This window comes from Parviterribacter kavangonensis (genome assembly GCF_056863335.1).
In genome coordinates this window covers 802,890-824,791 of the sequence record NZ_JBXPJA010000002.1, presented here as the reverse complement: position 1 = coordinate 824,791, position 21,902 = coordinate 802,890, and the positions used below count along the sequence as shown (strand labels likewise).

General features: G+C 72.8%; 22 protein-coding genes. 7 read left to right on the top strand and 15 right to left on the bottom strand.

The window, feature by feature from the left end:
• Nucleotides 1-640: 640 nt before the first annotated feature.
• Genes AC1UE4_RS19530 through AC1UE4_RS19520 form a run of 3 tightly spaced genes read right to left on the bottom strand, consistent with a single transcriptional unit; the run spans nt 641 to nt 4,432 of the window.
• Nucleotides 641-1,603, bottom strand: a complete 963-nt coding sequence (locus tag AC1UE4_RS19530) for a hypothetical protein (protein ID WP_482918980.1) — start codon at nt 1,601-1,603, stop codon at nt 641-643.
• 19 nt (nt 1,604-1,622) lie between these two features.
• Nucleotides 1,623-2,972 (bottom strand): transaminase, encoded by a 1,350-nt coding sequence (locus tag AC1UE4_RS19525; RefSeq protein WP_482919055.1) that lies wholly within the window; start codon nt 2,970-2,972, stop codon nt 1,623-1,625.
• Between the two features lie 23 nt (nt 2,973-2,995).
• A complete protein-coding gene (locus tag AC1UE4_RS19520; protein WP_482918979.1) occupies nt 2,996-4,432 on the bottom strand; it encodes a DHA2 family efflux MFS transporter permease subunit in 1,437 nt (478 codons plus the stop codon).
• 77 nt (nt 4,433-4,509) lie between these two features.
• Between AC1UE4_RS19520 and AC1UE4_RS19515 the strand changes: the two genes are divergently transcribed.
• Entirely contained in the window at nt 4,510-5,079 is a 570-nt protein-coding gene (locus AC1UE4_RS19515) for a TetR/AcrR family transcriptional regulator (RefSeq protein ID WP_482918978.1), read from the top strand.
• Here the strand turns inward: AC1UE4_RS19515 and AC1UE4_RS19510 are convergent.
• The 3 genes from AC1UE4_RS19510 to AC1UE4_RS19500 are packed head-to-tail and all read right to left on the bottom strand — an operon-like array spanning nt 5,076 to nt 7,981.
• On the bottom strand, nt 5,076-6,020 hold the full coding sequence (locus AC1UE4_RS19510) for a VWA domain-containing protein (RefSeq protein WP_482918977.1): 945 nt from the start codon (nt 6,018-6,020) through the stop codon (nt 5,076-5,078). The two genes, AC1UE4_RS19515 and AC1UE4_RS19510, sit on opposite strands and share 4 nt — an antisense overlap.
• Nucleotides 6,017-6,949 carry a DUF58 domain-containing protein gene (locus tag AC1UE4_RS19505; protein WP_482918976.1) on the bottom strand — a complete coding sequence of 311 codons (933 nt, stop codon included), beginning with the start codon at nt 6,947-6,949 and terminating at the stop codon, nt 6,017-6,019. The genes AC1UE4_RS19510 and AC1UE4_RS19505 overlap by 4 nt, the downstream gene beginning before the upstream one ends.
• A gap of 3 nt (nt 6,950-6,952) precedes the next feature.
• Nucleotides 6,953-7,981: an AAA family ATPase gene (locus AC1UE4_RS19500; RefSeq protein ID WP_482918975.1), complete on the bottom strand. Its 1,029-nt coding sequence runs from the start codon at nt 7,979-7,981 to the stop codon at nt 6,953-6,955.
• Between the two features lie 59 nt (nt 7,982-8,040).
• On the opposite strand from AC1UE4_RS19500, the gene AC1UE4_RS19495 reads away from it, so the two are divergent.
• Together AC1UE4_RS19495 and AC1UE4_RS19490 are read left to right on the top strand one after the other, a co-directional pair.
• Nucleotides 8,041-8,646, top strand: coding sequence for a penicillin-insensitive murein endopeptidase (locus tag AC1UE4_RS19495; protein ID WP_482918974.1), 606 nt, complete (start codon nt 8,041-8,043; stop codon nt 8,644-8,646).
• Nucleotides 8,647-8,656: 10 nt separating this feature from the next.
• Entirely contained in the window at nt 8,657-10,456 is a 1,800-nt protein-coding gene (locus AC1UE4_RS19490) for a M3 family oligoendopeptidase (protein ID WP_482918973.1), read from the top strand.
• On the opposite strand, the gene AC1UE4_RS19485 is transcribed toward AC1UE4_RS19490, so the two are convergent.
• The gene (locus AC1UE4_RS19485) at nt 10,453-11,601 is read right to left on the bottom strand and encodes an MFS transporter (RefSeq protein WP_482918972.1); all 1,149 of its coding nucleotides are present in this window, start codon (nt 11,599-11,601) and stop codon (nt 10,453-10,455) included. The two genes, AC1UE4_RS19490 and AC1UE4_RS19485, sit on opposite strands and share 4 nt — an antisense overlap.
• Before the next feature lie 67 nt (nt 11,602-11,668).
• On the opposite strand from AC1UE4_RS19485, the gene AC1UE4_RS19480 reads away from it, so the two are divergent.
• Nucleotides 11,669-12,058 carry a hypothetical protein gene (locus AC1UE4_RS19480; RefSeq protein WP_482918971.1) on the top strand — a complete coding sequence of 130 codons (390 nt, stop codon included), beginning with the start codon at nt 11,669-11,671 and terminating at the stop codon, nt 12,056-12,058.
• Here the strand turns inward: AC1UE4_RS19480 and AC1UE4_RS19475 are convergent.
• Nucleotides 12,055-12,969: a cation diffusion facilitator family transporter gene (locus AC1UE4_RS19475; RefSeq protein ID WP_482918970.1), complete on the bottom strand. Its 915-nt coding sequence runs from the start codon at nt 12,967-12,969 to the stop codon at nt 12,055-12,057. The two genes, AC1UE4_RS19480 and AC1UE4_RS19475, sit on opposite strands and share 4 nt — an antisense overlap.
• Before the next feature lie 24 nt (nt 12,970-12,993).
• Here AC1UE4_RS19475 and AC1UE4_RS19470 point away from each other — a divergent pair, with 24 nt between their 5' ends.
• Nucleotides 12,994-13,392, top strand: coding sequence for a rhodanese-like domain-containing protein (locus AC1UE4_RS19470; RefSeq protein WP_482918969.1), 399 nt, complete (start codon nt 12,994-12,996; stop codon nt 13,390-13,392).
• On the opposite strand, the gene AC1UE4_RS19465 is transcribed toward AC1UE4_RS19470, so the two are convergent.
• Nucleotides 13,393-13,785, bottom strand: a complete 393-nt coding sequence (locus AC1UE4_RS19465) for a VOC family protein (protein WP_482918968.1) — start codon at nt 13,783-13,785, stop codon at nt 13,393-13,395.
• A gap of 24 nt (nt 13,786-13,809) precedes the next feature.
• Here AC1UE4_RS19465 and AC1UE4_RS19460 point away from each other — a divergent pair, with 24 nt between their 5' ends.
• The gene (locus AC1UE4_RS19460; protein WP_482918967.1) at nt 13,810-14,391 is read left to right on the top strand and encodes a VOC family protein; all 582 of its coding nucleotides are present in this window, start codon (nt 13,810-13,812) and stop codon (nt 14,389-14,391) included.
• Between the two features lie 33 nt (nt 14,392-14,424).
• Here AC1UE4_RS19460 and AC1UE4_RS19455 read toward each other — a convergent pair whose 3' ends face one another.
• The 3 genes from AC1UE4_RS19455 to AC1UE4_RS19445 all read right to left on the bottom strand — a co-directional run bounded on the left by AC1UE4_RS19455 (nt 14,425) and on the right by AC1UE4_RS19445 (nt 18,838).
• The gene (locus tag AC1UE4_RS19455; protein WP_482918966.1) at nt 14,425-16,197 is read right to left on the bottom strand and encodes a DNA polymerase III subunit gamma/tau domain-containing protein; all 1,773 of its coding nucleotides are present in this window, start codon (nt 16,195-16,197) and stop codon (nt 14,425-14,427) included.
• 347 nt (nt 16,198-16,544) lie between these two features.
• Nucleotides 16,545-17,366 (bottom strand): SHOCT domain-containing protein, encoded by an 822-nt coding sequence (locus tag AC1UE4_RS19450; RefSeq protein ID WP_482918965.1) that lies wholly within the window; start codon nt 17,364-17,366, stop codon nt 16,545-16,547.
• A complete protein-coding gene (locus AC1UE4_RS19445; protein WP_482918964.1) occupies nt 17,363-18,838 on the bottom strand; it encodes a carotenoid oxygenase family protein in 1,476 nt (491 codons plus the stop codon). The genes AC1UE4_RS19450 and AC1UE4_RS19445 overlap by 4 nt, the downstream gene beginning before the upstream one ends.
• A gap of 34 nt (nt 18,839-18,872) precedes the next feature.
• Here AC1UE4_RS19445 and AC1UE4_RS19440 point away from each other — a divergent pair, with 34 nt between their 5' ends.
• Nucleotides 18,873-19,421, top strand: a complete 549-nt coding sequence (locus AC1UE4_RS19440; protein WP_482918963.1) for a cysteine hydrolase family protein — start codon at nt 18,873-18,875, stop codon at nt 19,419-19,421.
• Here the strand turns inward: AC1UE4_RS19440 and infA are convergent.
• The 3 genes from infA to AC1UE4_RS19425 are packed head-to-tail and all read right to left on the bottom strand — an operon-like array spanning nt 19,406 to nt 21,790.
• The gene (infA, locus tag AC1UE4_RS19435) at nt 19,406-19,624 is read right to left on the bottom strand and encodes a translation initiation factor IF-1 (RefSeq protein ID WP_482918962.1); all 219 of its coding nucleotides are present in this window, start codon (nt 19,622-19,624) and stop codon (nt 19,406-19,408) included. The genes AC1UE4_RS19440 and infA overlap by 16 nt on opposite strands.
• Before the next feature lie 60 nt (nt 19,625-19,684).
• Complete coding sequence (locus AC1UE4_RS19430; protein WP_482918961.1) at nt 19,685-20,329, bottom strand: TetR/AcrR family transcriptional regulator; 645 nt, start codon at nt 20,327-20,329, stop codon at nt 19,685-19,687.
• 36 nt (nt 20,330-20,365) lie between these two features.
• Nucleotides 20,366-21,790 carry an MFS transporter gene (locus AC1UE4_RS19425; RefSeq protein WP_482918960.1) on the bottom strand — a complete coding sequence of 475 codons (1,425 nt, stop codon included), beginning with the start codon at nt 21,788-21,790 and terminating at the stop codon, nt 20,366-20,368.
• Nucleotides 21,791-21,902 lie beyond the last annotated feature (112 nt).

Genomic DNA, 21,902 nt, shown 5'->3' with positions numbered 1-21,902 from the left:
CGAGGGAGGGGTTCCGCAGTTGTGGTCTTTCGGTCCGTGATCGGCGCGCCAGTGGGGTTAGCAACGTGCCACACCGCGTCCCCCGCGTCCGCGCACGGGTTGTTCGCGTCGCGCCTCTTACGCTCGGTTGCCCCGGCCGTCCCGGGCCCGGACGAGTGCTCCCGGGGATGGCTTCGCCCCGTGACATTCGTGCACCGTCGTCGTTTCCGACGGGTCCGGTGCACGTTCGTTCCGCATAGCGGAAGGTTCGTGCACCGCCCTCCGATTTCACGGGTGCGGTGCACGTTCCTATCGCATAGCGAAAGGTTCGTGCACCGCGACCGCCCGCAGCCGGGGCGGTGCACGTTCCTATCGGCAGTTTCCTCGCGCCGCGTCGCGAAACCATCACCGGGAGCACACGCCCGGGCCCGGGACGGCCCGGGCAATGGAGCGCGCGGGGCGCGACACGAAACGCCCGTGCGCGGGTGCGGGTGGGCGGTGTGGCACGTTGCTAACCCCACTGGCGCGCCGACCACGGACCGAAAGACCACGAGCCGCAGAACCTCCCCCTTCGCCGGCCCCCGCGGCCGCGAACGACGAAGGACAAGCCAACGACCCGGCGCGCCGGGGCGAGACCCGCGAAGCGAGCGCTCGACTCGCGCTATGCCGAGAACAGCGCGTGGAAGAAGATCGCCAGCAACGTGAGGCCGGCGAGGAGAGCGGTGAGGGCGAGCACGCGCGAGGCCCAGAGGACCGCAGGGGGCTCATCCGGCTCCCGGCGGAACATCGCCCGGCGCAGCGCGTCGGTGGGAGCCATCGCGGCCCGCTCGCGCCGCAGCGAGTCGCGCTCGGCGACGGCCTGATCGCGCTCGCGCTCCATCGCGGCGCGCTGCTCCTCGGCGCGATCGCGCTGCCGCTCATGAGCGTTGCTCTCCGCCAGCGCCTCATCGCGCTCGGCGGTGAGGGTCTCGAGCCGCGCCTCCAGCGCCTCGATCCGGGCGACGACCTCGTCCCGCCGCGACAGCGCGGCATCCCGCGCGGAAGACGCGTTCTCACGCTCCGCGGTCAAAGCGGCGTTCTGCTCCTCCAACCGCTTCCGCTCGGCGACCAGCGCCGCCTTGTCGCCCGAGAGCGAATCCCGCTCCGCCGTCGCCGCGGAGAGCTCCTCGCGACGAGCGTCGAGACGCCCGTCCTCGGCCGGAGAGGGCTCCGCGGGCGGCGGCGCCGGCGGAACCTCCTCGACGACCGGCGGCGCCGGGGGCTCGGGGCGGGCGAACCTCGCCTCTCGGCGCGTCGGCTTCAGCCGGCCGTTCGCCTTGACGTCGGGGAGCTCGATCTCGATGCCGGGGGCGACGTCGAGCTTGGCGCCCGCGACGTGCTTCGCTCCCTCCCACGGGAACGCGGCGACCCAGTCGTCGGTGTCGGGCGCCCAGGGCTTGTGGTCGAGGATCGCGAGGAGGCGGCGGCCGTCGGCGAGCATCAGGGACGGGCGGACGAACCGGCGTCCGCGGACGCCGGACCAGTGCCCGCCGATCTCGAGCCGGTCGCCGTCGAAGTCCATGCGCTCGATGTCGAACGCGGCGACCTCCGTGACGACGCCAGGCGTCCTCGTGCTCCCTGCCACCTCAGCCAGGGTAGGAGGATCAGCCCATCAGCGCGCCGACTGCATCGCCGAACGCCTCGGTGTGACGGTCCACGTCAGCCTCGGTGGTCGCCGGCGAGATCAGGCACATCTTGTGGAACGGCGTGATGAGGACGCCCCGGTTCAGGAGGTGGAGATGGAGCGCGTCCTCGAGGGCCTCGTCGAGCAACGCGGCGCTCTCGCCGCCGCTCGACGGCGGCTCCGGAGCGAACGAGAGCTCCGCCCGCGCGCCCAGCTGCACGACCGACCACGGCACGCCCGAGGACGCGATGACGTCCTCGATCCCCGCGACGAGGCGGTCGCACAGCGCGATCATCCGCGCGAACGCCTCCTCGGTCAGGACCTGGTCGAGCGTCGCCCGCGCGGCGGCCAGCGACAGCGCGTTGCCCGCGAGCGTCCCGCCCACGCCGCCGACGTCGACGAGGTCCGCGCCCTCGAGCGCCTCGATCCGCTCCGCCACCGAAGCCGACACCCCGTACGCGCCGATCGGGATGCCGCCGCCGATCGCCTTGCCGAGCGTCACGACGTCGGGCCGCAGCCCCCACGCCGCGGTGCAGCCGCCCGGCCCCGCGCTCAGCGTGTGCGTCTCGTCGACGATGAGGAGCGTCCCCGTCGCGTCGCACGCGTCGCGCAGCCCCTCGAGGAACCCGTCCGAAGGCAGGACGATGCCGATGTTGGTCAGCGCCGGCTCGGTCAGCACGCACGCCACGTCGCCCTCGGCGAGCAGCGCCCGCACCGCGTCGAGGTCGTTGAACTCGCAGACCTTCGTGGTCTCCACGGGGTCGACCGCGGGCCCGACGTTGCCGGCGCGCGACCGCGGCCGCCCGTCCGCGACGGTGATGAACGTCTCGTCGACCGACCCGTGGTAGCAGTACGAGAACACGAGCACCTTCGGCCGCCCGGTCAGCGCGCGACACAGCCGCAGCGCCCACCGGTTCGCGTCCGTCGCGGTCAGCGAGAAGCTCCAGAGCGGCAGGCCGAAGCGGCGCCCGAGCTCCTCCCCCACCCAGGCCGCGTCCTCGGTCGGCAGCATGAGCGTCGCGCCGCCCTGCTCGGCCAGCCGGCGCTGCACGGCCGCGACCGTCGGCGGCGGCGAGTGGCCCGCCATCGCGCCGGTGTCGCCGAGGCAGAGGTCGACGTAGACGTTGCCGTCGACGTCCTCGATCCGGGCCCCGGACGCGCTGGCGGCGTAGACGGGATGGCCGCCCGCCCACTTCGCCATCCACGTCATCGGGACGCCCGAGACGAGCGATCCGCGCGCGGCCTCGAACAGCTCGCGCGACCGGCGGTGCGTCCTCGCGAAGAGCTCCCGCTCGTCGCTCAGCACCGCCTGAACACGTGACGTCTCGATCACACGCGGACCGTACTCGCTCGTCAGGCGGCCGCCGGCTGCGCCGCCGCGCCCTTCAGCGCCCGGCTGTCCGCCGCGCGGATCGCCAGCAGCGAGATCAGCGCCGCGACGACGGCGAACGCCGCACCCGTCAGGAACGCGTTCTGGAAGCCATCCGTCAGCGTCGCCGGGTCCGGCCGCGTCGGGTCGACGTCGGCGAACGCGATCGTCGAGAGGATCGCCAGGCCGAGCGCGCCGCCGACCTGCTGCGACGTGTTGATGAGCCCCGACGCGAGCCCCGCCTCGTCCGGACGCGTCCCCGCGACCGCGCCGAGCGTCACCGGCACGAACGAGAACCCGAGCCCGACCGCCGCCAGCAGCGACGGGAACAGGACGTCGCCGACGTACGTGCCGTCGACCGACACCTGGCTGAACCACAGCAGCCCCGCGGCGACGAACAGCAGCCCCGCGGTGAGCACCGGCTTCAGCCCGAACCGCGACACGAGCTGGGAAGCCACACCCGCCGAGACGATGATCGTCAGCGCCAGCGGCAGGTACGCGAAGCCGGCCTTCAGCGCGTCGTAGCCGAGCACCTGCTGCATGTACAGCGACACGAAGAAGAACATCGAGAACAGCGACATGCCGACGAGCAGGCCGATGACGTTCGACGCCGTCAGCGTGCGCTTGCGGAAGATCGAGAACGGCACGAGCGGCGCCCGGTGCCGCAGTTCGATGGCCACGAAGGCGGCGATCAGCACCAGCGAGACGGCGAGCAGGCCGATCGTCTGCGTCGAGCCCCAGCCCGCGTCGCGCGCGTCGACGAGCGCGTAGACGAAGATCGACAGGCCCGCGGTGATCGTCGCGGCGCCCGCGAGGTCGAACGAGCGGTGCTCGCTCTCGTCGCGCGACTCGGCCAGCAGCATCGGCGCGATGACCGCCGCCGCGATGCCGATCGGCACGTTGACGAAGAGCACCCACTCCCAGCTCAGCGCGTCGGTGAGGACGCCGCCGAGCAGCACGCCGGCCGCGCCGCCGGCGCCGGCCACCGCGCCCCAGACGCCGAGGGCCTTGTTGCGCTCGGCCCCCTCGGTGAACGTCGTCGTCACGATCGACAGCGCCGCGGGCGACAGGAGCGCCGCGCCGAGGCCCTGCACCGCACGGGCGATGACGAGCCACAGGTCGCTCTGCGCCAGCCCGCCGGCGAGCGACGCCACGGCGAAGAGCACGAGGCCGGCGATGAAGATCCGCCGCCGCCCGAGCAGGTCGGCGAGCCGCCCGCCGAGCAGGAGGAAGCCGCCGAAGAAGAGCGTGTACGCGTTGACGACCCACGAGAGGTCGTCCTGCTTGAAGTCGAGGTCGCGGCCGATGGACGGCAGCGCGACGTTCACGATCGAGGCGTCGAGCACGACGACGAACTGCGCCGCCGCGAGCAGGACGAGGGCCCACCACTTCCGTTGTTCAAGTCGTTCCGCATCCACCATCGTCAACCGCCTGCCTTCCCGCTAACCTGAATCTCGGTTCCGCATGATACGGAATCACGATTCCGTTTCAACCCCGAATGACGACTTCTTCACGCCCACTTCGCTCGGACGCGCGGCGCAATCGCGAGAAGATCGTCACCGCCGCCCGCGAGGCGTTCGCGGAATGCGGGCTGCCGGCGCAGATGGAGGACATCGCGAACCGCGCGGGCGTCGGGGTGGGAACGCTCTACCGCCACTTCCCCACGAAGGACGCGATCATCGAGGAGCTCGTCTTCGAGCACATGAGCGGCCACGCCGAGCTCGCCCGCGCCGCGCTCGCAAGCGACGAGGACCCGTGGACCGCGTTCAGCTCGTGGCTGTGGACGTGCGCGCAGCGCCACCGCGACGACCGCGCGCTCGGCGAGGTCGTCGTCAACAAGCCGTCCGAGCTCTTCCGCTCCGCCGCCGAGCGGAGCGGCCTCATCGACGTCACGGTCGAGCTGCTCGAGCGCGCCAAGGCGGCGGGCGCCGTGCGCGCCGACGCGACCGGCCAGGACGTGCCGCTCATCATGTGCGGCCTCGGCGCGGTGCTCCAGAGCTCGTGGGGCGAGGACGCCTGGCGGCGCTACTTCACGATCGCGCTCGACGGACTGCGCGCCCGCGCTTAGCTCAGCCGGCCGTTCCAGCGCAGCGCCAGCGCGCCGCCGAGCAGCAGCAGCGCCAGCCCGGCGCCCGCGAAGCCCGCGGTGATCTCGCGCTTCTCGGGCTCGGTCCCCAGCCGCGAGCCCAGCCGCTTGTAGATCTGCCGCAGCTCCCCCTCGTCGGGCGCGTCGGAGAACCGGCCGCCGGAGACCTGCGCGATCTGCTGCATCGTGTCGGGGTCGGGCGGGACGCTCAGCAGCTGCGGGCCGATCTGCACGACGCCCTCGGGCGTGCCGAGCGCGACCGTGTTGATCGGCACGCCGAGGCGCCGCGCCTCGCGCGCGACGCCGACCGGATCGCGTCCCGCCGTCGTCTTGCCGTCGGAGAGCAGCACGATCGCGGCGGGCGGCCGGCCACGGCCGCCGGCGCCGTCGCGGCGGATCGACTCGAGCGCCGTCGCCAGACCCTCGCCGGTTCCCGTTCCCTCGCCCGGCGTCAGCGCGTCCAGGGCGTTCTTGATCGCGTCGTGGTCGCGGCCGGGCGGCGCGAGCAGCCGGCTCGACTGGTCGAACGCGACGAGCCCGAGGCGGATCTGGTCGGGCAGCGCGTCCGTGAACGTCTTCGCCGCCTCCTTCGCGGCATCCAGGCGCGACGGGTCGACGTCGGTCGCCTGCATCGACGCCGACACGTCGGTCACGAGGATGACCGTCGCGCGCTCGCGCGGCACCGCGATCGTCTTCTGCGGCTTGGCGAGCGCAACGACGAGCGCCGTCAGCGCCAGCAGCGCCACGAGCGGCGGCAGGTGCCGGCGCCACGACGGCGTGCGGGCGAGCACGCCGGCGAGCACGTCGACGTTCGTGAAGGTCGTGGCGTACCGCGTCCGGCGCCGCTGGGCGGCCAGGTAGGCGAGCACCGCGAGCGGGATGAGCAGCAGCGCCAGCAGGAACAGGGGCTCGCCGAACGTCACGCCGCGCGCGCCCTCCTGGCGTCACGCCCGAGGAACCGGGCGAGCGAGCGCAGCCACTCGCCCTCGGTGGGCAGCAGCGCGTGGTCGGCGCCGCAGCGGCGCAGCGTCTCGGCGACCTCGCGGCGCTCCTCGGCCGCGGCCTCCGCGTAGCGCTGCCGCAGCCGCTTGTCGGACGTGTCGACGCGCACCTGGCGGCCGGTCTCCGGGTCGGCGAGCGTGATGTCGCCGACGTCCGGCAGCTCCTCCTCGCGCGGGTCGCGGATCTCGAACGCCAGCACGCCGTGGCGCATGTTCAGGCGGTGCAGCGGCCCCTCCCAGTCGCGGGCGCCGCGGAAGTCCGACAGCACGATCACGAGCGACCGCGACCGCGCGAACGCCCCGGTGACGTCGAGCGCGTCGGCCAGCGAGTCGGTCCGCGCGCCGGGCGCCGGGCGCGGCTCGCCGCGGTGCTCGGCCATGAGCTTCGCGAGCGGAGCGATCGCCGACCGGCCCTGGCGCGGGGGCATGATCCGCCGCTCGCCGTCGCCGAACGTCACCACCGCGAGGCGATTGCCGCGCCGCGTCGCCAGGCGGCCGATCGCGGTCGCCGCGCCCTCCGCCACGTCGCTCTTCAGCCGGTCGGCGGTGCCGAACGCCATCGACGGCGACAGGTCCACCACGAGCCACGTGGTCACCGACCGCTCGGCGACGTGGACGCGGACCTGCGGCTCGCCGGTGCGGGCGGTCGCGTTCCAGTCGATGTGCCGGACGTCGTCGCCGGGCCGGTACGGGCGGATCTGCGCCAGCTCCGTCCCCGCCCCGACCATGGGCGTGCGCTGGTCGCCCGGCACGATGCCCTCCAGCCGCCGGCGCACCGTGAGGTCGAGCGACCGCAGGACGGAGTCCGGGATCGGCCCGGGCCCGACGGAACCGGGGCGTCGGCCGGGCAAGGGCTACGCCGCGTGCTCGGACCGGGAGAGCTCGATGCGGGGCATCGCGACCTCCTCGATCATCTGGTCCAGCAGCTGATCCGGCGTGACGCCGTCCGCAAGCGCCTCGTAGGTGAGTACGATGCGGTGGCGCAGCACGTCGCGCGCGAGGTCGTGGACGTCGACCGGCAGGACGTACGAGCGGCCGCGCAGCAGCGCGAGCGCGCGCCCGGCGACGACCATGTTGATCGACCCGCGCGGCGACGAGCCGAACTCGACGTAGCGGTTCGGCCGGCGCGTCGCGTTCACGAGCGCGACGGCGTAGTCGACGATCGCGCGGTCGACGTAGACGTCGCGGGTGGCGGCCTGGTGCAGCTCGAGCTCATGCAGCGACAGGCGCTGCTCGACCTGCACCGGCTCGGCGAGCTGGCGCGTGACGACGGCCGCCTCCTCGCGCTCCGTCGGGTAGTCGACGACGAGCTTGAACATGAAGCGGTCGACCTGCGCCTCGGGCAGCGGGTACGTGCCCTCGGACTCGATCGGGTTCTGCGTCGCGAGGACGAGGAACGGGCTCGGCACGCGGTGCGAGTGGTGGCCGATCGTGACCTGGCGCTCCTGCATCACCTCGAGCAGCGCGGACTGGACCTTCGCGGGCGCGCGGTTGATCTCGTCGGCGAGCAGGAAGTTGCAGAAGACGGGGCCCAGCTCGGTGTCGAACGACGCGGAGCCGGACCCGCCCGCGCGCAGGATCCGCGTGCCCACGAGGTCGCTCGGCACGAGGTCCGGGGTGAACTGGATGCGGTTGAACGTGCCGCCGAGGACGTCGGCGGTCGTCTTGATCGTCAGCGTCTTGGCCAGGCCGGGCACGCCCTCGAGCAGGACGTGGCCGCCGGCGAGCAGCGCCACGAGCACCCGCTCGAGCATCGGCTCCTGCCCGACGATGACGCGCTTGATCTCGAAGAGCGCGTCCTCGAGCGCGTCGCGGGCCTCCTCGGGGCCGCCCACCGCGCGCAGTCGCGGCGTGTTCACGTCGTCCTGCTCCTCTCTGGCCATCAGTCAGGTCACAGGTTGGAAGGCGCAGTTCAAGGTGCTCTTAAGGCTACCGTGGCCCTGTGCTCCTGGCCGCGGCCTTGACCACGACGCTGGCCCTCTTCCCCGCCCCCGCGAACGGTCCGCTCGCGGCCGGGCAGGTCGCCGGCGTCTCGCGATCGCTGGGCACGCCGGTCAACGGGCGCCTTGCCCACGGCGTCCCGTTCCCGCCCGTCGGCGCGACGTTCTTCTCCTGGGATCCCGTCCTGCACCGCAGCCCGGACCGCATCTGGCGCCGGTACGCCACGATCAGGACCGTCTCGCGGACGATCGCGATCCTCGACGCGTTCCACGAGGACCACCCCGAGGCGCCGCGGATCGGCGTCGGCGACCTCTCGCGCCCGAACGGCGGGCCGTTCGGACCGAAGTACGGCGGCCTCGGCCACGCGTCGCACCAGAACGGGCGCGACGTCGACGTGTACTACCCGCGCAAGGACGGGCTCGAGCGGGCCGCGCGAACGCCCGGCCAGGTTGACCAGCAACTCTCGCAGGCGCTGGTCGACCGCTTCGTGAAGGCCGGAGCGCTCTACGTCTTCGTGGGTCCGCGCCTCTCGCTGACCGGTCCGCGCAAGGTCGTGCAGAAGCTCGTCCACCACGACGACCACATGCACGTGCGCTGGCGGACGTAGGCTGGAGGGCATGGCTGCGACTCCCGAAGTGACCGATCCCGACGTCGAGCAGGTTGCCTGGAACCTCGAGGACCTCGTCGATGGCCGTGCCGCCGCGGGAGCCGAGGCGCAGCTCGAGGAGGCCGACCGCCGGGCCGCCGCCTTCGCCGAGCGCTACGCCGGCAAGCTCGACGGCCTCGACGGCGCCGGGTTCGAGGAGGCGGTCAGGGAGCTCGCCGAGATCTCCGACCTCGCCGGCCGCGCGGGCAACTACGCGCAGCTGTCGTTCGCGATCGACACGAACGATCCCGCCCGCGGCGCGCTCATCGCCAAGGTGACCGAGCGCGGCACCGCGATCGAGACGAAGCTCCTGTTCTTCGAGCTCGAGTGGGCGGCGCTGGACGACGCGAAGGCCGAGGAGCTGCTCGCCCACGACGGCCTCGACTTCGCCCGCCACCACCTGCGCACCGCGCGCCGCTACCGCCCGCACCTGCTCACCGAGCCCGAGGAGAAGGTGCTCGCCGAGAAGTCGCAGACGGGCCGCGGCGCCTGGAACCGGCTGTTCGCCGAGCAGATGGCGGGCGTCAAGGTCGGCGACGAGGGCGAGTCGCTGGAGGTCGCGCTCAGCCGGCTCATGCATCCCGACCGCGAGGTCCGCCGGGAGACGCAGGAGGCGGTGACCGCGGCGCTCGAGCCGGGCCTGCGCACGCGCGCCTACATCTTCAACACGCTGGCGCTCGACAAGGCGGTCGACGACCGGCTGCGGCACTACCCGAGCTGGATCGCGGCCCGCAACCTCGCCAACGAGGCGAGCGACGAGTCGGTCGAGGCGCTCATCACCGCCGTCCAGGGCCGCTACGAGATCGCCCGCCGCTGGTACCGCCTGAAGGCCCGGCTGCTCGGGATCGACCGCCTCAAGGACTACGACCGCATGGCCGCGGTCACGAACGACGACCCGAAGGTCGGCTGGCGCGAGGCGCGCGAGATGGTCCTCGACGCGTACACGAGCTTCTCGCCCGATCTCGGCGCGACCGCGCAGCGGTTCTTCGACGAGCAGTGGATCGACGCGCCCGTGCGCGACGGCAAGCGCGGCGGCGCCTTCTGCGCCTACACCGTCCCGTCGGTGCACCCGTACGTGCTGCTGAACTGGACCTCGCGGCGCCGCGACGTGCTGACGCTGGCGCACGAGCTCGGCCACGGCGTGCACGCCGCGCTGGCCGGCAAGCAGGGCATCTTCCAGATGGGCACGCCGCTGACGCTCGCCGAGACGGCTTCGGTGTTCGGCGAGCAGCTCGTCTTCGGCCGCCTGCTCGCCGCCGAGGAGGACCCCGAGTCGCGCCTCTCGCTGCTGGCCGAGGCGATCGAGGGCCAGATCGCGACCGTGTTCCGCCAGGTGGCGATGAACCGCTTCGAGCACGCGTTCCACGTGGCGCGCCGCGAGGAGGGCGAGCTAGCACTCGACCGCATCAATGAGCTGTGGGCGCGGTCGCAGGAGGACATGCTCGGCGACTCGGTCGAGGTGACCGAGGGCTACAAGACGTGGTGGAGCTACGTGCCCCACTTCCTCAACGTGCCGGGCTACGTCTACGCGTACGCCTACGGGCAGCTGCTCGCGCTGTCGGTCTACCGCCGCTACGAGGAGGAGGGCGAGTCGTTCGTTCCCGCGTACCTCGAGCTGCTGTCGTCCGGCGGGTCGAAGAGCCCCGAGGAGCTCGGCGCGATCGTCGGCATCGACCTCGCGGACCCCGGCTTCTGGGACGCCGGGCTCGATCTGGTCGAGCGGCAGCTGACCGCGGCCGAGGACGCGGCGCGGGCCGCGCGCGGCGTCTAGCGCGCTTCGACGGGTGCCAGCGGCCGGGCGAGCCGGGTCAGCGCCAGCAGCGTGAGGCCGCACAGCGCGGCGACGATGGCGTAGGCGACCGCGTCGCTCGTGGCGTCGGCGGTCGCCGCGCCGGCCGTCGACCCGAGCACCTGCCCGCCCGCCCAGGCGAGGTTCACGAGGCCGAACGCGTAGCCCTGCGCGAGGCCGGCGTCCTCGGCGCCGTCGGAGAGCAGCGCCATCGCCGGCGCCCACATGATCCCCGCGAGCGCCGCGACGACGACGGTGAGGACGAACAGCTGCCACGACGCGCCGGCGATCGGCAGCACGATCGCGCCGGCGAGCACGCCGGTCAGGCCGACCCGCAGCGGCGCGAGGCGGCCGAGGCGGTCGCTGACGCGGCCGATGATCGGGCTGGCGGCGGCCTCGACGCCGGCGGAGACGAGGAACACCGCGGCGACGCCGCCCGCTCCCACCCCGAGGTCGTCGAGGCGCAGCGGCACGAGGATGGAGAAGAGCCCGAAGAAGAGGGCGGGGACGAGCGTCAGCCACGCGCCGGCCAGCACGCGGTGGTCCCGCAGGGCCTTCGCCAAGCCGCCGGGATGGTCGGGCGGGGGCGGAGCGGGGAGTCGCAGGCTGACGAACGCGAGGGCGATCGTCGCGAACGCGATCGCGCTGAACACCGGGCCGGTGCCGACGGCCTCGCCGACTGCGCCGAGCACCGGGCCGCCGAGCGCGCCCGCGATCGCGACCCCCATCGCGTTGCCGATGACCTCGCCGCGGCGGCTCGCGGGCGTGACGGCCAGCAGCCAGCCCATGCCCGCCGACCACATGCACGCGCCGCCGATGCCCTGCACGAAGCGCGCGCCGAGCAGCAGGCCGTACGCCTTCGCGAAGCCGAACGTGATGCACGCGACGGTGAGCAGCGCGAGGCCGACGAGCAGCATCCGACGCGCGCCGAAGCGGCTCGCCAGCCACCCCGCGGGCAGCGCGACGATGAGGTTGCCCGCCGCGTACGAGCCGCCGAGCAGGCCAGCCTCGCTCTTCGACAGCCCCAGGTCGTCGGCGTAGTGGGGCAGCAGCGGCGTGATCGCCGAGTAGAAGAGGACGTCCACCAGCACCACCGCGCTGACGAGGAGGAGAAGCGGACGAAGCACGCCTCAGTCCTAGCGCACCACCCGGGGACTGTCCCCTGGTGGTGCGCGAATCCGGCATCATCGCGCCATGCCCAGCTCCGCCGACAAGGCCGTTCAGCAGATCGCCGCGATGCGCATCGCCATCGGGGTCTCGTCGTGGGTCGCTCCGCGGCTCGCGGGAAGGCTCTTCGGGCTCGACACCGCGGGCAACCCGCAGGCGCCGTACCTCGCGCGCCTGTTCGGCGTGCGGGACATCGCGCTGGGCGTCGGCGCCATGCAGTCCTCGGGCGCGGCCCGCCGCCAGTGGCTGCAGCTCGCGATGGCCTGCGACGTCGCCGACGTGTTCGCCGGCCTGGCGGGCAAGCGCGACGGCTCGCTGCCCACGGGGACCTCGGTGCTCGTCTCGGGGGTGGCCGTCATGGCGGCGGCCCAAGGCGCGGCGGCGATCAAGGCGCACGACGCCGCTCAAGCCGCCTAGGCGCGCGAGGGCGTCTCGGGCTCGACGAAGATCGCCCGCGCGTCCGGGACCTCCCGGCGGATGCGGGCCTCGACGTCGTCGATCGAGCGCTCGATCCCGTCGGTGTCGAGGTCGTGGGTGAAGAGCACGTCCATGGCTACGAGCAGCTCCTGAGGACCCACGTGCATCGTCCGCAGGTCGACGACGCGGTCCACGCCGGGCGCCTCGGCCGCCGCGGTCGCGATCCGCTTGCGGACGGGCGGGGTCGCGGCCTCGCCGAGCAGCAGGCCGAGCATCTCGCGGGCCAGGAAGAACGCGACGCACGCGAGGATGACGCCGATGAGGATCGACGCGATGGCGTCGAACGCGGGCTGCTTCGTGATGTGGCTGAGGACGATGCCCGCCATGGCGACCGCGATGCCGCTGAGCGCCGCGGTGTCCTCCCCCATCACGGTCAGGACCTCCGGGTCCTTCGCCTCGCGCAGGGCCCGGCGGATCGTCCGGTCGCCGCGCTTGGCCTGGAACTGCTTCCAGGCGGTGCGCAGCGCGAAGCTCTCGAAGACCGCGGCGACGGCCAGGACGACGAGCGCGATGGTGGGCTCGGGCACCTCGTGGCCGTGGAGCAGCCCGGTCACGCCGTGGTAGATCGAGAAGCCGGCGCCGAGCGTGAAGAGGCTGCCGGCGACGACGAAGGTCCAGAAGAAGCGCTCCTTGCCGTGCCCGAACGGGTGGTCCTCGTCGGCGGGCTTGGCGGCGCGCTTCATGCCGAGCAGCAGCAGCCCCTGGTTCCCCGTGTCGGCGAGCGAGTGCAGCGCTTCGGCGAGCATCGCGCTGCTGCCGCTGATGACCGCGGCGACGGACTTGGCGACCGCGATCGCGGCGTTCGCGCCGAGGGCGGCGTAGACGCTGCGCTTCGGGTTGTGGTCGGCCACCCGCTCTTCCATACCCTTGCAGCCGTGGCACGCACCACCATCGCAGAGCTCCTGGCGTCGGCGCGGGCGCGCCTGTCGCGCCCCCATCCGGCCGAGGCCGCCGCGGCGGTCGCCGGCGGCGACGCCCTGCTCGTCGACATCCGCTCCGAGTACCAGCGGGTGGCCGACGGGGTCATCCCGGACACGATCTGGTACCCGCGCAACGTGCTCGAGTGGCGCGTCGATCCGACGTCCTCGGCCGCCGATCCCGTGCTGTCCCGCGACTTCGGGCGGCGGCTGATCCTGTTCTGCGACGCGGGCTACGCGTCGTCGCTCGCCGCCGTGTCGCTGCACGACCTCGGCTTCACGCAGGCGACCGACCTCGACGGCGGGTTCCAGGCCTGGCGCGCCGCGGGGCTGCCCGTCGCGCCGCTCGAGCGGTAGCTAGTCCGCCGCGGCTCTCGGGGCGTAGCGGTGGTGCAGCATGAGCGCGTTCCCGTCCGGGTCCGTGAGGAACGCCATGTGGCAGACGCCGGTGTCGAAGACGTCGCCCATGAACGAGACGCCCTTTCCCTCGAGCGCTTGGCGCGCCTGCTGGACGTCGTCGACGTGCAGGGCGATGTGGTTGCGGTTCACGCTGAACTCGCCGATGCCCATGCGCTTCGGATCGTGGACGTTGAGCGTGACGGTGCCCGTCTCGAACTCGGCGAAGTTGCGGTCGGGCATGTGCACGGACATCGGGAGCTCGAGCGTGTCGCGGTAGAACGCGACCGCTCGCTCGAGGTCCTGCGTGGGGACGGAGACGAAGTCGACGCCGGTGACGATCATGCGTTCCATCCAACCACGGGGTAGGGTCGGCGCGTGCGGAAGCTGCAGAGCCAAGGGGTCCACCACATCACGCTCGTCGGCGCCGATCGTCAGACGTCGATCGACTTCTGGGAGGGCGTGCTCGGGATGCCGTTCATCTTCGAGCAGCCGAACCTCGATCGCGCCTCGGAGAGCCACCTCTACTTCGATCCGGGCGACGGCCGGCTGATCACGATCTTCACGAACGAGGAGCGGTCGCCGGATCCTTCCCGGACGCCCACCGATGCCGGCTGCGTGCACCACATCGCGTTCTCGCTCTCGAACGCGTCGTTCCGCCAGGCGGTAGAGCGGCTCGACGAGCGCGGGATCGAGCACAGCGGCGTCAAGGACCGCGGCTTCATGGACTCGATCTACTTCAAGGACCCGCTGGGCCTGCTCATCGAGCTCGCGTCCTACCGCTTCGAGCCGCCGCACGGCTGCACCCACGCCGACGTGCTCCTCGAGGCGCACAAGCTGCGCGTCGAGCGCGAGGACTACAACATCGAGCCGGTCCACCTCGCCGACGCGATCGAGAACCTCGTGCTGAGGACGCGCCCGACCCTCTCCGAGGACCGGACGCCGAAGAACCCGTACTAGACCGGAGGGTCCGGGAGGGTCCGCGGCTGAGGCTTAGTAGCCGAGGCGCGCGAGGCGCTCGCGCTCGGCGCGGCGCTTGTTCTCGCGCTCTTCCTTGCGACGACGCTCGCGCTCCTTCTTGTCGTCGTCGCCGGGGCCGATGATGCGGATGTTGGCGCCGACGGTGCCGCCGGTGCCGAGCCGCTCGAGGTCCTCGCGGGAGACGCGATCGCGCGGAGTGCGCCCGAAGTCGTCGCGGCGCGGCGGACGGCGCTCGCCGCCACGGCCACCGGGGCCACGGCCGCGACCGCGACGGTTGTCCCGGCCGGTCGGGAGGCCGAGCTCGTTCTTGATCGCCGAGACGGGCGTCGCGGCGAGGCGGACCCACGCGTTGAAGACCGGATCGCCGGGCTTCATGCCCTTGCAGGCGTCCGCGCAGACGGTCGCCCACTTGAGTGGCTGGTCGTTCTCGTCGCGCTTGGGCTGCAGCGCCTCGGCGACGACCTCCGGACCACCCGCACGATCGATCGCCGCGATCAGGCGCGGCCGGTCGATCGCCGGCGGCGGGAAGGAAGTCCGGCGCTGCTCGTGAGCCTCGCCCTGGACGTCCGCGGCCTCCGCGGCGGGAGAGGAGGAGTCGCCTGCCTCGCCCGACTCGTCACCGGCCGTCGCCTCCGAAGAGGTCTCGGCGGTCGCGTCCGAAGAGGCCTCGGCGGCCGCGTCCGAAGAGGCCTCGGCGGTCGCGTCCGTCGCCTCGGAAGAGGTCTCAGCGCCAGCGTCGGCGGTCTCAGCGGGCGCTTCGGCAGACGTCTCCGCGGTCGCCTCGGAAGAGGTCTCAGCGCCAGCGTCGGCGGTCTCAGCGGGCGCTTCGGCAGACGTCTCCGCGGCCGCCTCGGAAGAGGTCTCGGCCGGCGCCTCGGAAGAGGTCTCGGCGGTCGTCTCGGGCGTCGCGTCCGCAGCGGTCTCCGCCGGAGCGGTCGCCTCGACCGGAGCCTCCGCGCCCTCGGCGGCGCCCTCCGTCTCCGGCGCGTCGGGCTGCAGCGCGGCCTCGCCGTCGCCACCGGACTGAGCCTGGCGGCGGAACTCGTTGAGCCGCGCGAAGAAGATGTTGCGATGCCGCTGGGTCGCGTTGAGCCGGCGGCGGCGCCGCGGCTTCTCGCTCTTCACCGCACCCGTGCCGTGAGCGGCCGGCGGAGGCGCCGGAGTCGGCGTCGGCGGCGTCCAGTCGGTGATGATCTTCGGCCCGACCGTCGGCTGGTCCTCCGAGGAAGCGGCCTCGGGAGAAGGCGTCTGCTCGGGCGAAGACGTCTCGTCGGATGAAGACGTCTCCACGGCCTGCGGAGCGGAACCCGTCTCGACCTCGGGCGAAGGCGTCGTCTCGGCCTCGGGAGAGGACGTCTCGGCGGCCTGCGGCGCCGAACCGGTCTCGATCTCCGCGGCGGGGGCCTCCGGCGAAGCGTCCGTCTTGGTCACAGCGGCGGTGACCTCCTCGGGCGCCGGGGGCGCGGCGGGGGTCTCGTTGCCCTCGGCGGCGACGGCGTCGGCGGTGCCGGCCTCGGTGACCGTCTGCTCGTCGGCGGCGGGCGACGCGGTCGCCTCGCCGGCCTCGGTCACGACGGTGTCGTCGGCGGTCGCGGGCGCCGTCTCCGAAGGGGTCTCGGCCTCGGCGGTGGGCGTCTCCGCCCCCGCAGCCTGCTCCTGCTCCGCCGCGCGCGGCTCCTCGATGTGCCCGTTCCCGCCCGCGGTCGGCTGCGTCTCGGCGGCAGCCTGGTCCGGGGCGTCGGCGCGCTCTTCGGCGCTCGGGGTGTCGGGGGCGTTCGGGGTCACGGAGGTCCTTCGGGACGGGCCGCCGTTCAATGTAGCCGTCCTCGCCTCCGAGCTACCCCCAGACCCACCCGAACCACCATCACCTCAACGATCCGTCCTCACCGGGAACGTGGATGGGGGCGCGGGAACCACCACGCGGCGGCGCCAAACCTCCCGCGCGAGACGCGGCGGACGCCGCCGAAAGAGGCGGGACGGGCGGCCGCGGAGAGCGGCGCGCAGGGGCCGCGGAGCGAGTCGATGCCGGACAGCGTGTCTAGCCGGTGACCTCGTCGAAGAGCCAGGTGCCGAGGATGATCCCGGCGGCGATCGCGGTGAGGAGCATGACGAGGATCGCGAGGCGGCGGGCGTCACTCACCGGCGAGCACCGCCTTCTTCGCGAGCTCGTACTCGGCCTCCGTGAGCTCTCCACGCTGCTTCATCGCGACGAGGCGCTCGAGCCGCGTGACGACGTCGAGCGCGTTGGGGACCGCGGGCGGAGACGCGGCGGTGGGCGGCGGCGGCGCGGCGGTGGGCGGTGGAGACGTCGTGGTCGTTGGCGGCGGGGTCCCGTCGAAGACCGGTTCGGTCGCGGAGGCATGGCGCATGTGGGCGGCGGAGAAGGTCATCTCCGACGCGGGCGCCGGCGCCGCGGCGGCGGGAGTCAGCGCGAAGCCTCCGAGGATGCCACCGGAGGACTCGCGCGGCGGGTCGTCCTTCGGCCAGAGGTTCGACGGCAGCGTCTTGATGAGGAAGACCGCCGGCAGGCCGCCCATCAGGACGAACAGGACGCCGCAGACGATCCAGCCCGCCTCCGCCCCGCTCCCATCCGGCGGGTTGAGGCCGTACTCCCAGAAGTTCCAGCCGAGGCTCAGGAACAGAGCGGGCCACGCCCACACGACGAGGCCCGCGTAGCCGGGGCCGAGGCGCGCCGCCGAGAGCCCGTACACCAAGAGCGCGACGAGCCCGCCGAAGATCCCGAGCAGCATCATCTCGACCACGCCGTCCGGGCACGGCTGCGCGCTGACGTACGGCCCGCCGTCCGCGCACGCGCCCCCGACGTCCATGACCGACCGCATCGACAGGAAGACGAGCGTCAGCGCGCAGGCGGAGCCGGCGAGCCCGAGGAACGCGCCGATGTACGCACCCGGCCCGGCCGGCTGGTTCGACGACGTGCGCACCCGATCGCTCACGCGAAGTGCGCTCCGTGGAAGCCGAAGGGAACCCACTGCGGGACGGCCGCCCGCGCCCGCTCGGTGAACGTCCGGGCATCGAGCACGAGCAGGAACGACGTCCGCCGTTTCGCATCGAGCACGACCGACAGGGCGACGCCGTCGTCCTCCCGCGATGCCGAGGGCGACGGCACGAACACCGCCTCCCCCGGGAAGCAGCCGTCCTCGTGCCACGTCCGCGCCTCGCCGCTCGCGACGTCGACCTTCACCACCTGGTCGAGGAACCGCGACCGGTCCGTGCGCAGCCCCGCGCCGTAGACGTACCGGTACGGCCGCGCGTTGACCCGCCCGTAGTTGACGCGCGGCAGCTCGAACCGCGCGTCGCTCAGCGTCGTCGCCGACGCGAGCCGCGCCCGGCCGACGTCGAGCACGAACCGGCGGAACCGCGCGCGCGGCGTCCGGTCGCCCCGCCGCAGCCGCTTGAGATAGAGCGCGTCGATGATCGACGGGTCCCCATACGCGAGCAGGTCGACGACGACCCGGCCGCGCCGGTCCTCGAACGCGTTGACGTTGTGGAAGGTGAAGAACGCCGGCGCCTCGACCGACGCGACGACACGGCCGGAGGCCAGCGACACGACGTGGAACCGCGTCGCCTCGGCACCGTCCCAGCGGAAGTTCCTGATGAACGGCTCCCAGTCCGTGACGAACTTCATCGGGTCGACCGTGAACGGCTGCTCGACCAGCACCGCGTAGCGCTTCGTCAGCGCGAAGGAGTGCATGTAGGCGGGACGCTCGGCCCCGACGCGTCCGAGCTCGCGCGAGCCGGCCCGCACGACGTACGCCGCCGGCGGCAGGAGCTGGATCTCGTACGCCACACGCCCACCGGACGCCGTGTGGTGCGGGTGCGCGGTGCCCGTCACTGCGAGCGGCATCTCCCGGCCACCGACGCCGAGCGTCCGCAACGTCACCGGGTCGAACCGCACGGGCAGCGGCAGCTCGGTGTGCGCGACGAACCGGCGGCCGAGCTGCTCGACGTGCACGTTCGCGTTCGGCACCGGCGCCACCGAGAACATCGCCTGCGCGCCGTTGAAGATCGCCCGGCACGGATCGGTGGCGAACTCGGAGAACCGGATCTCGCCCGACGTCCGCGCCGCCTCCCACGCCGACGACCGCAGGAACCGGTTGCGGTACGACACCCGCCCGCGCCCGAACGAGAACGCGTGCAGCATCGCCAACCCGTCGAACCAGTGCTCGAAGGTCCGCTCCCCCACCTCCCACAGCGCCGGCCCGTTGCGCACGAGGGTCCCGCCGAGCCACGACGGCAGCGAGCCCTCGACGGGCAGCGCGCCAACGGTGAGCTCCTTGCGGGCGCTCGTGAACCCGAGCAGGTGCTCCGGCCCCGAAGCGCCCAGCGCGACCGTCGCGTCCGCCCCCAGAGCGAGCCCGGCCGCGGCGCCCGCGGCACGACCCAGGAACGTGCGTCGCGTTTGCACGGCGCGACACTACAGACGCGATGATGGGCCGACCATGCCCGACTCCGCGCTCATCGTCGTCGACGTCCAGCAGGCCTTCGAGGACGCCTCGTTCTGGGGCGCCCGCAACATCCCGGCCTGCGAGGACAACGTCGCCAGGCTCATCGCGGACGCGCGCGAGCGCGGGGACGCGCTCGTCTACGTCCGCCACGACTCCGTCGAGGCCGGCTCGCCGCTCGAGAGCGGCACGCCCGGCAACCAGTTCAAGGAGGTCGTCAGCGGAGACCCCGACGTGCTCGTCACCAAGGACGTCAACTCGGCGTTCCTCGGCGAGCCCGACCTGAACGCCTGGCTGCAGGAACGGGGCATCGACCGGATCGCCATCTGCGGCATCCAGACGAACATGTGCTGCGAGACGACCGCCCGGATGGGCGGGAACCTCGGCTACGACGTGCAGTTCGTCATAGACGCGACCCACACGTTCGACCTGCGCGGCCCGACGGGCCGCGTCTTCTCGGCCGACGACCTTGCCGAGGTGACCGCCGCGAACCTCGATGGTGAGTTCGCGACGGTCCTGACGACCGCTGACTACTTGAAGCGGTAGACGATCCGGCCGCGGGAGAGGTCGTACGGCGAGACCTCGACGCGGACCTTGTCGCCCGGCAGGACGCGGATGCGGAACCGCCGCATCTTCCCGGCGAGATGCGCCAGGACCTCGTGACCGTTGTCCAGGGTCACGCGGAACATGAGGTTGGGGAGGGCCTCGGTGACCTCGCCCTCGAACTCGACCTTCTCCTCGACTGCCATAACACCTCCGGCGCACGCGCTCTCGAACCGCGCGCGTTGAGAACACGGAACCCAGTGAGTTTAGCCGCGCTGGTGCTCGTTCGTGGCGACTGCATCGACCTGCGCGCGCGTCGGTGGAGCGACCCCGAGCGGTCGCGCCCCGTCGGGCCGCAGGCCGTCGAGCAGCAGATCGAGGTAGCGGCGCCACAGGTCCCCGGAGGCGCCCTGCGCCATCTGGGCGGCGTGGCCGAGGCCGTGGAGCAGGAACGGCATGTCCTCGGGCGTGACGTCCGGGCGGATCTCCCCCGCCTCCTGCGCGCGCGAGACGATCTTCCCGATCAGGTCGATGAACTCGTTGCGGGCGGCGACGACGCGGGGGTGGTTGACGAGGACGTCCTTGGCCGCGCTCTCCAAGAACCCCTTGTCGCAGATCTGGAACTCGACCGTCTGCTCGAGCACCCGCCTGAGCACGTCGAGGCCGCCCGGTTCCTCGGCGGCCTCGCGCAGCGGTGCCATGACCTCCTCGAACCGCAGCTCGAGGACCGCGAGCATGAGGTCCTCCTTGGTGGGGAACCGGCGGAAGATCGTCGCGGTCCCCACCCCGGCGCGGCGGGCGATGTCCGCCACGCCGACCTCGAGGCCGCCTTCGGCGAACGCCTCGCTGGCGGCCTCGAGGATGAGCTCCAGGTTGCGCTGGGCATCCGCTCTGAGGGTGCGCTCGGCCACGCAGCCGAGCCTAGTTGAGCGAAGCCCGCGCATGCGTCAAGCGAGGACCGGCTGCTCGGCGCCCGTGAGGTGCGCCACGTCGCGGCGCCGCAGCAGCAGCGCCAGCAGGACCACGCCGGCGATCATCACGACCGCCCCGCCCGTGAACGCGACCTGCCAGCCCTCGACGAGCCCGGCGGGCGTGTTCCCCACCGACGCCGTGTGGTTCGCGGCGAGCGTCGAGAGCACCGCGAGTCCGAGCGCACCGCCGATCTGCTGCGACGTGTTGAACAGGCCGGACGCGAGCCCGGCGTCCTCGTCGCCGACGTTCGTCGTGGCGATCAGCGTGATCGGCACGAAGACGATCCCGATGCCGATCGACAGCAGCACGAGCCCCGGCATGAGACTGCCGGCGTACGAGCCGCCGACCGACAGGCCGGTGAGCAGCACCATGCCGACGGCCGCGACGGTGAGGCCGGCCAGCGTCACGTTGCGGGCGCCGAACCGGCGGACGAGCGGCTGCGCGGCCGCGGCGCCGCCCATGATCGCGGCGGTCGCCGGCAGGAACGCGAGCCCGGCCTCGAGCGGCCCGTAGCCGAGGATCTGCTGCGCGTACAGCGACGCGAAGAAGAACATCGAGAAGAGCCCGCTCGCGACGAGCAGCATCACCACGTTCGCGGCCAGCAGCGACCGGATGCGGAAGATGCCGAGCCGGATGAGCGGCGCGGAGCGGCGGCGCTCGATGGCCACGAACGCGCCCAGCAGCGCGACCGCGACGGCGGCCAGGCCGAGCGTGCGCGGATCGCCGAAGCCCCAGTCCTGCGCCTTGACGATGGCGTAGACGAGCGTGATGAGGCCGGCGGTGACGCTCGCGGCGCCCGCGAGGTCGATGCGGGTCCGATGCTCGGCGACCGTGTTCGGCACGTAGCGCGCGGACAGCGCGAACGCGGCGATGCCGACCGGGACGTTGACGAGGAAGACCCACTCCCACGACAGCCACTCGGTCAGCGCGCCGCCGAGCAGCAGGCCGACCGCGCCGCCGCCGCCCGCGATGGCGCTCCAGATCCCGAGCGCGCGCGTGCGCTCGGAGCCCTCGGCGAACGTCGTCGTGATGATCGACAGCGCCGCCGGCGAGACGAGCGCCGCGCCGAGGCCCTGCAGGCCGCGGGCGAGGATCAGCAGCTCGCCGCTCGGTGCGAACGCGTTGAGCAGCGAGGCGAACGTGAAGAGGCCGACGCCGGCGAGGAACACCCGCTGGCGGCCGAGCAGGTCGGCGGCACGACCGCCGAGGAGCAGGAAGCCACCGAACAGCAGGGAGTACGCGTTGACGATCCACTGCAGCTGAGCGGAGTCGAGGTCGAGGTCGGTCTGGATCGACGGGAGCGCGACGTTCACGATCGTCGCGTCGAGGACGACCATGAACTGCGCGAAGCAGACGAGGACGAGCACGAGCCAGGGGCTCGCGGCACGGGCACGTGGCACGAGGGGCCTTCCTTCGTATGGGAGAGGAGCGGAGCGGCGGAGCCGGCGGATAAACGGATCGCACGATCCGGTTGTAGGCGAACCGTACCACAAGCGGATCGACCGATCCGCT